The organism is Thermosphaera sp., assembly GCF_059755995.1.
This window is the reverse complement of sequence record NZ_DBOUKL010000009.1, coordinates 1-6,886: the sequence shown is the minus strand read 5'-3', so window position 1 is coordinate 6,886 and position 6,886 is coordinate 1. Positions and strand designations below refer to the sequence as shown.

The 6,886-nt window shown below is 44.9% G+C and carries 11 protein-coding genes; 5 read left to right on the top strand and 6 right to left on the bottom strand.

From position 1 onward, the window contains the following. From AC3OH0_RS00790 to AC3OH0_RS00780, 3 genes are all read left to right on the top strand, one after another. On the top strand, positions 1–1,351 hold a 1,351-nt coding region (locus AC3OH0_RS00790), incomplete at its 5' end, for a thiamine pyrophosphate-dependent enzyme (protein WP_498344402.1). 9 nt (positions 1,352–1,360) lie between these two features. Further along, positions 1,361–1,963 (top strand): indolepyruvate oxidoreductase subunit beta, encoded by a 603-nt coding sequence (locus AC3OH0_RS00785; protein WP_498344401.1) that lies wholly within the window; start codon positions 1,361–1,363, stop codon positions 1,961–1,963. Next, positions 1,953–2,138, top strand: coding sequence for a hypothetical protein (locus tag AC3OH0_RS00780; RefSeq protein ID WP_498344400.1), 186 nt, complete (start codon positions 1,953–1,955; stop codon positions 2,136–2,138). Before AC3OH0_RS00785 ends, AC3OH0_RS00780 begins: the two co-directional genes overlap by 11 nt. Here the strand turns inward: AC3OH0_RS00780 and AC3OH0_RS00775 are convergent. Continuing rightward, positions 2,130–2,453 (bottom strand): hypothetical protein, encoded by a 324-nt coding sequence (locus AC3OH0_RS00775; protein ID WP_498344399.1) that lies wholly within the window; start codon positions 2,451–2,453, stop codon positions 2,130–2,132. The two genes, AC3OH0_RS00780 and AC3OH0_RS00775, sit on opposite strands and share 9 nt — an antisense overlap. 6 nt (positions 2,454–2,459) lie before the next feature. Beyond that, positions 2,460–2,639: a hypothetical protein gene (locus AC3OH0_RS00770; RefSeq protein WP_498344398.1), complete on the bottom strand. Its 180-nt coding sequence runs from the start codon at positions 2,637–2,639 to the stop codon at positions 2,460–2,462. Between the two features lie 82 nt (positions 2,640–2,721). Between AC3OH0_RS00770 and AC3OH0_RS00765 the strand changes: the two genes are divergently transcribed. Next, on the top strand, positions 2,722–3,675 hold the full coding sequence (locus AC3OH0_RS00765; protein WP_498344397.1) for an iron-sulfur cluster loop: 954 nt from the start codon (positions 2,722–2,724) through the stop codon (positions 3,673–3,675). A 46-nt stretch (positions 3,676–3,721) separates the two neighbouring features. After that, entirely contained in the window at positions 3,722–4,039 is a 318-nt protein-coding gene (locus AC3OH0_RS00760; RefSeq protein WP_498344396.1) for a PolB1-binding protein PBP2 family protein, read from the top strand. Here the strand turns inward: AC3OH0_RS00760 and AC3OH0_RS00755 are convergent. From AC3OH0_RS00755 to AC3OH0_RS00740, 4 genes are all read right to left on the bottom strand, one after another. Further along, positions 4,029–4,898 (bottom strand): class I SAM-dependent methyltransferase, encoded by an 870-nt coding sequence (locus AC3OH0_RS00755; RefSeq protein WP_498344395.1) that lies wholly within the window; start codon positions 4,896–4,898, stop codon positions 4,029–4,031. The two genes, AC3OH0_RS00760 and AC3OH0_RS00755, sit on opposite strands and share 11 nt — an antisense overlap. Continuing rightward, a complete protein-coding gene (locus tag AC3OH0_RS00750; RefSeq protein ID WP_498344394.1) occupies positions 4,891–5,289 on the bottom strand; it encodes a CopG family ribbon-helix-helix protein in 399 nt (132 codons plus the stop codon). The genes AC3OH0_RS00755 and AC3OH0_RS00750 overlap by 8 nt, the downstream gene beginning before the upstream one ends. After that, positions 5,286–6,161 (bottom strand): metal ABC transporter permease, encoded by an 876-nt coding sequence (locus tag AC3OH0_RS00745; RefSeq protein ID WP_498344393.1) that lies wholly within the window; start codon positions 6,159–6,161, stop codon positions 5,286–5,288. Before AC3OH0_RS00745 ends, AC3OH0_RS00750 begins: the two co-directional genes overlap by 4 nt. After that, the coding region (locus tag AC3OH0_RS00740; protein WP_498344392.1) for a metal ABC transporter substrate-binding protein at positions 6,158–6,886 on the bottom strand (729 nt) is incomplete at its 5' end. The genes AC3OH0_RS00740 and AC3OH0_RS00745, both read right to left, overlap by 4 nt.

Below are 6,886 nucleotides of genomic sequence, written 5' to 3'. Positions count from 1 at the left end.
TCTAGAATCACCGGTATGTAAGGGTGTCTTCGAAAAAGCGATTGACAGGTGGGTCCTTGTCCCAGGACATGCTAGGAAGCTTAAAATGAAGCTTTTAGAGGTTTGGAGGAAGATTCAGTATGATACCGGTGAGCCTTTCGCGAAAATTATAAACCCAGGCATGAAAGACGTTATAATAGCCAGCGGGATAGCGTACTCTCACGTTGAAGAAGCTTTGAGAATTCTAGGCCTCGAGTCAAAGATTACTGTTTTAAAACTCAATATGCCTGTTCCTGTTCCAAGGAAACCTGTTGAAGAAGTGTTGAGAAATGCGGAGAGAGTATTAGTTGTTGAAGAACTTGACCCTGTGGTTGAGAAGCAGGTGAAAAGTATTTCATCAGAACTAGGTCTTGGTTGCAAAGTATATGGTAAAGAGTATGTCCCGGAAAACGACGAGCTTTCCCTCCAGGTTGTTTACAATGGGCTGTGCAGATTCCTCGATAAGTGTGAGCCGCGCATATGGGAGAGCGTTGGCGATTTGAAAATAGAGCCTGCAATACCTCCCCGCCCGCCCGTTTTATGCCCGGGATGCCCTCACAGGAGTAGCTACTATATCGTGAAAACAGCGTTGAACAAGGCTGGGATAAGGAATGTTATATTCACCGGTGACATCGGCTGCTACACTCTAGGGTTCCAGAAGCCTTTCGAGACCCAAATGACTAGTTTCGAAATGGGCGGTGCGATAGGCGTTGCCCATGGGTTGAGCAAGGTAGTGGATGAGGCGATCGTGGCGGTGGTAGGGGATTCCACGTTCTATCATGCCGGGATTCCAGGCGTAATCAACCTGGTTTTCAACAAAGGGAGGGCCGTATCATTGATTCTTGATAATTCGATAACTGCTATGACTGGGCATCAACCCCATCCAGGCACCGGTGTCACAGCTGTCGGTGAGCCCACGGTTAGGATCATGCCCGAGGATATTTTGAAAGCGGTTGGCTTCGAAACCTATGTGATCAATCCTTTGAAGGTTAAAGAATCGATAAATACCCTTGGGAAAGCTCTCGAGGAATTTAAGAGCGGGAAAAAAATTGCAATAATATCTAGGGCTCGTTGCGCGCTCGAAGTCTTGAGAGATGCTAGGAAGACTAAGACAGTACTTCCTGTTTACAAGGTAGACCCTGAGAAGTGTACTGGGTGCATGGCCTGTGTCAATCTATCAGCGTGTCCAGCTCTCGTAGTAGACCCTGACAGCAGGAAGCCAGTTATTATTGAGGATTTATGCGCAGGTTGTGGTCTATGCGCGAGCATATGTCCATTCAAAGCCATCAGTACTGCTAACACTCCCTCCCAGGATTGGGAAAAACTATGGTAGGTGGTGTGAATGAGTAAACGGTTTAATTTAGTCTTAACAGGGGTCGGGGGTCAAGGCCTAATCACTCTGGGAAGATTAATAGGTGAGGCGTGCATTAGGGCGGGCTTGAACGTTACCGTTGCTGAAGTTCACGGTATGAGTCAGAGAGGTGGAAGCGTCATCGTCCACGTTAGAATAGGTGAGGGAGACTCGCCTGTGATACCTGTCGGGGGAGCGCACCATATCATTGCCATGGAGGTCTTAGAAGCGGGGAGGTCTGTAAGGTATGCTAACAAGGATACAGTGATGGTTGTAAACGATCTCATACTACCACCTCCCTTAGCCAAGTACCCGGGTAAGAAGGACGTGATCGAGGCCTTGAAAAGCAAGCTGGGAAGAGTCTACTTATACGATGCGGAGGGCGTCAGTAAGAGAGTTATGGGAACACCCATATCATCCAACATCGCGCTCCTCGGATTCAGCCTGGGAGTAAACCCAGCCCTGGAGGATCTAATAGGTAAGACTGATGTTGAAGAAGCCATAGAGGCCATATTCAAGGGGAAAGCCCTCGAGTTAAACATGAAAGTGTTTGAAGAAGCGTTTAAGGAGGGAAAGGCGAGCATTGGAGGGTGAAAAAAACATTATTCGCGAGAGAATCGAGGAAGCAATAGATTTAATCGACAAGTTAGAGAGAATCGTGTCAAGGCTTCAGTCAGGAGACAAGGTAACTCCCGGAACATTGTTCCAAATATATGAAACCTTAATGACCCTGCGTGAGAAAATCGTGGAAATAAGAAGTTTAACCTAACCGTTCTTTTTCCTCAACACTGCTCAAATCGTGGTATGGTTTATACGTGTAAACAACGCCGATCTCTTTTGGGATAATGTTTTCAATATATGCGTGAGGTGATGCGAAAACAATCCTAGATGCTTTAGAAACCGTTTTCACGTTAGCTAGTCTAGACAGCCATGCCTCCTCTGTGCTCAAAGTCTGCACATGGGTTTTGAATAGGTAAGCTCTACGCGTGTTCAACTCGCTTATCCAAACATGCCCCCTACTGCCGATCGACACCAAGTTTATGCAGTATGCATTTTCAACAAGCAATGGGTTTTTGATAGGCATTAGAAGTCAGTTCTCCCCTGCTAGGAGAGTTATTCTACCCCCTCCCAGGATAACGACGTCTCGACCTATGATTAAATCCGCGTCTAAGAATCCTTTTATCACTATTTCACCACAGCTTACCACATGGTCCCTGAACCCGCTAAGGTAGTAGCTGGCTTCACAAACACTCTTTTCTGTTTCCATCATTACCATCATCACGATTAATGAGATAGTATTGGAAGGAATATAATAAAATAACTGCGTGATTAGTAAGTGGGGTAAGCCACTCATGGAATTATTAGGCATTGATACGCTGGTTATTGACAGAATGTCGAGAATTCTTCAGAGAAGTAGTGAGAATTTGCAGAGACTAGACTTATTCAACCCTAAATTTTATCCTTCCAGGGAGCATAGTGAGGAGGAAGTGTTGAGATATCTCACCGTAATGGTTGCGATGGATCACCGTCTGAGTCGACCTGGAAGAGTTTACGAAGCCTGCCTAGAGGATGGTTGCTACAAGGGAGCCGATCTTCTTTACCGGCTGGGCAAGGTCAAATTTGATGAAAACCCCGATTTCTTTACTCCGGAGTACTTGTCGAAAATTAGGGAGGAGGAGGTTGAGAAATGGTTGAGCATCGGTAACGCTCGCCCAGTGGACATCGTGTTGAGAACCCGTCTCCTAAGGGATCTTGGCGTGAAATTAATTAAGCTCTACGATGGGAGGGTGTCGTCCCTGGTCGAGGCAAGCAATAATAGGCTTCACGGTGATGGGATAAACCCTGGTTTCGCTGATTTTTTAAGAGTTTTTAGGGCTTTCGAAGACCCTGTTGAGAAGAAATCAATGCTTCTCGCCAAGTTTCTTCATTTCCGAGGGTTGTTTAAACCCGTTGACAAGCCCTATATACCTGTTGACAACCACTTGACAAGGATTGCGTTGAGAACAGGCATGGTAGTCGTCTCCGGTAGATTATGGAACGATATATTAAACATGAAAGAAGTGTCGATGAGCGATGACGTCTTGATTCGAATGGTCGTTAGAGAGGCCTACGGCTTGTTAGCGGAGAAGAGTGGGCGTAGCGTTTGGGAGCTTGATGACCACTTCTGGTTGCATGGGAGGACGATATGCATTAGAAGTGAAAAACCCTTGTGCGAGAAATGTATGTTTAAGGGTTTCTGCAGGGCTCGTAGAAACAATGCGTTTATGGTTTACGAGCACACATATTATAACACATGGTATTACTAAGGGGTGAGCAACCATTTCCGAGCGTGACGTACGGGAATTACTAACCTTGAACAGTATTGAGAAATTAATCATGGAGTACTTCTTGAAGAACATAAGCGTTGGAGAAATCATAGCAATAATTGACCTAAGGGAGGAAATAAAGAAAAGGGCGAAGAGCGGGGAGCTGGCATACGGGGAGATCGATGATGCCGTAATAGAAAGGGACTTGTTAACAATCATCACCAGCCTCATCAAGCGGGGTTTTCTCGAATACAATATGGGGGTTTTCAACCTGGCAGGCTGGATAAGAGATTACTTGAAGAAGAAGTACAAGTCCTTAGAGGCCGGTGTTTTCAAGAGCATAGATAAATTAACTAGTGATTAGGGGGCTTCCAGGCTATGAAGCCTTGTGATTCCTCGTCGAAGTATACTCTTATAAAGCCTGCTCTTTCCAACCGGTTCTTGATTCCTTTTAAAATACTGTAGTTGCTTTTGAAACCGGGTAATCCAGTGTAGTGATACAAGATACCGCCTGGTTTTATAACCCTGTAGAGTTCTTTGTAAAAATCTAACCCGTATAAATCACCTGTTGAACCACTGAACCTGGGTGGATCGTGAATTATCCTGTCAAAGAATGAGTCTTCAAAATATCTAACTAGATTTACAATATCAATGTTCGCAATAGTGAGCCTTTCATCACTCAGACCCTTGCTCCATGGATTCCTCTCAGCAATCCATAGAACGTTGGGATCAATCTCGGCAGATACTACTTTCGAAGCCCCTCTTTCAATAGATGCAAGCGCCGTGTATCCAAGCCCTGTGCAAGTGTCCAGTACGACGTTGCCTCGTCTAACCCTTGCCTTACTGGCTTTCAACAAGGCATCTTCCCAAGGGTTTAAGCCCACAATTCTGTGCATGTGTATTCCATTGATTTCTAGCGTGGGAGGCAGGACCATTCCAATCGCTTTTAACTTGTAATACCCTCTCATGGTTGAAACAGCTATTTCATATACTCTATCATTCTCTAAGAGAACTACCCTATCTTCCTCGCTGGGAGTAATGGCGTCAAAATCTAGCTCTATATCTCTGATCAAGACTTTTTTACCACTTACACAAACTTTTTCATGAGTAAGACCTAGATCCAGGGAGACCTCTAAGCATGAATTCCTATTTTTCAAAGCGTTGACCAGCCAACTGGTGAACCAGTACCCCTTCACGGGCTTAAAGGCGTAAACGTTACTCATAGTTCCTAACCATTGATTCCAGAGGAATAAGTCTCAAGCTACCTGTCGTCTTCCCAAGTTCTTTTCTAAGCTTTGAAATAGTATCAGAACTCCCTTCAATAATCAATATATTAATGTGGGAGTTACCGATTTTATAGTACATTGACGCTTTCACTATTTCCACGTATTTCCCCAAGATGGTTGAGGGGATGGGTTTCGAAGAAACTGCAACTATGATTGAAATACATGAGTGCTTTTCTTCCACTTCAACGTGAAGATTTTCATGCAGGTACTCGTTTAACGCGTACTCTATGACACGGGATCTCTCGCAAGAGTTTAACCGGGCCAAGTCATCTACTAAATCAGCTATTTTAACAGGTATGCTTACACCGAATCTTCTTTTCTTACTCACTTCATCCACCTCCTCAAGACCCCGTGAACCATGAAAACCACGAGGACTACTCCTGTGAGGCCCGTGGGACTCAGGTTGAAGTATAGGGATAGTAGGAATCCGACGCTACATGAGAATAGGGAAAGCGTTATCGAGTAGAGGATCAGCTCTTTTCCACTGTTAGAGTAGAAGGATGCAGTTATTGCTGGTAGAAGTATTAAAACATGTTGAAGAATGTATCCACTGACCCTTAGCAACCCTATGCTTGTTAAGCCGATAATAGTGTAGGTGAGGGTGTCGTAAACACCAGTTTTCAAACCTAGCAGTTTCACAGACACTTCGTCAATACCCAGTGAAAGTATTTCATATATTGAGAGGACGAAAATAATTGAAACCACCACCGTAACGAGAGACACGAGCAACACGTCTCTGCTGGATAGTAGGAGGGGGTCTCCGAGGAAAAGAGAGTTTAAATTATAGCTGACAGGGAAAAGCGTTATCAGCAGGTAACCCCCTATCACGCTGAAAGCCGAGGTTGAGGCTACTATTACTGCTGAAGTATTATTAGGGTCTAAACCCTTCCTGATCAATACTCCCGCTAAGTAGATGATGAACAACCCGATCAACAAAGACCATACCGGGAACTGAACCCCCGTGAGGGATTCCAGCATCAAACCCGTGATTACTGCTAGAAGGCTCGTATGGGTAGCGCTAGAGGCGAGAAACTCCATTTTTCTATAGTAAACAATAATGCTGGTCAGGGAAAATGTGAGACCCATCATTAGATACGTGGTTATCTTCTTCGGATCAAAAAATAAGGCTGAGGTCACAGAAGCTATTAAGGTTATCGTCACCAGGAGAACTAGTGTCAAATGTCTTTCCTTAAACCTCATCTCTCCCTCACCCTGACACGGCTTTTTATCAAAAACCCGGCAGCCAAGCCTATTGCACCCGTTACTCCTGACAATGCCAACACCGTGGCGTTGCTCCATCCATTTCCCTTTCTACATGTAGCCCAGGTCTCTAAGGGTGTTATATTTTGCGAGACGAGTTTTGACAATCTTGAGAAAAACGAATTATTAGTTAAGGGGGACTCAACTTTCAAAACGGGAACCCCGTATAACGAGGCTTGTTCCTCCAGGTATTCCGAGGTCTTGGTTGGCGGGTACGTCACGATCACCAACCCAACCATGTGTTCCCGCATTAGTTTTTCAACTTCCAGAAGATCCATCGAGGAGGCTTCAGCGTCGTGTTCCGCTTTAACGAGCTTGACTACTTTGATTCCTAACCATTCAACAGCGTACTGGGATAATGGTGCATCCGCAACAGCCATTGTGTCGTACTTTCCTCTGTGAACCAGTATAGTGTTTAAAACATTCTCGTAAAATGCTAAGTATCTACTTATGTAGCAGTCCCGCATTGATGGGTTTAGCTCTGAGAACAGCATTGTAAGGTTGTATGTGAAGAGTAAGTAGTTTAATGGGTCGTACAGTACAGCATGGTAGTTGGGTTGTCTGGTGTTAGGATTCGTCAACAATATAATTCCGCTAATACTGGTAACCTCTACAAGGCGTCCGTCGAGCTCGCCAGTGTTTACAAGCTCCTTAATTTGCAACTC

Bases quoted from the DNA above. Each gene is read 5' to 3' on its own strand.
- AC3OH0_RS00785 (WP_498344401.1), top strand. From the start codon at position 1,361: ATGAGTAAACGGTTTAATTTAGTCTTAACAGGGGTCGGGGGTCAAGGC.
- AC3OH0_RS00775 (WP_498344399.1), bottom strand. From the start codon at position 2,453: ATGCCTATCAAAAACCCATTGCTTGTTGAAAATGCATACTGCATAAAC.
- AC3OH0_RS00770 (WP_498344398.1), bottom strand. From the start codon at position 2,639: ATGATGGAAACAGAAAAGAGTGTTTGTGAAGCCAGCTACTACCTTAGC.
- AC3OH0_RS00765 (WP_498344397.1), top strand. From the start codon at position 2,722: ATGGAATTATTAGGCATTGATACGCTGGTTATTGACAGAATGTCGAGA.
- AC3OH0_RS00755 (WP_498344395.1), bottom strand. From the start codon at position 4,898: ATGAGTAACGTTTACGCCTTTAAGCCCGTGAAGGGGTACTGGTTCACC.
- AC3OH0_RS00745 (WP_498344393.1), bottom strand. From the start codon at position 6,161: ATGAGGTTTAAGGAAAGACATTTGACACTAGTTCTCCTGGTGACGATA.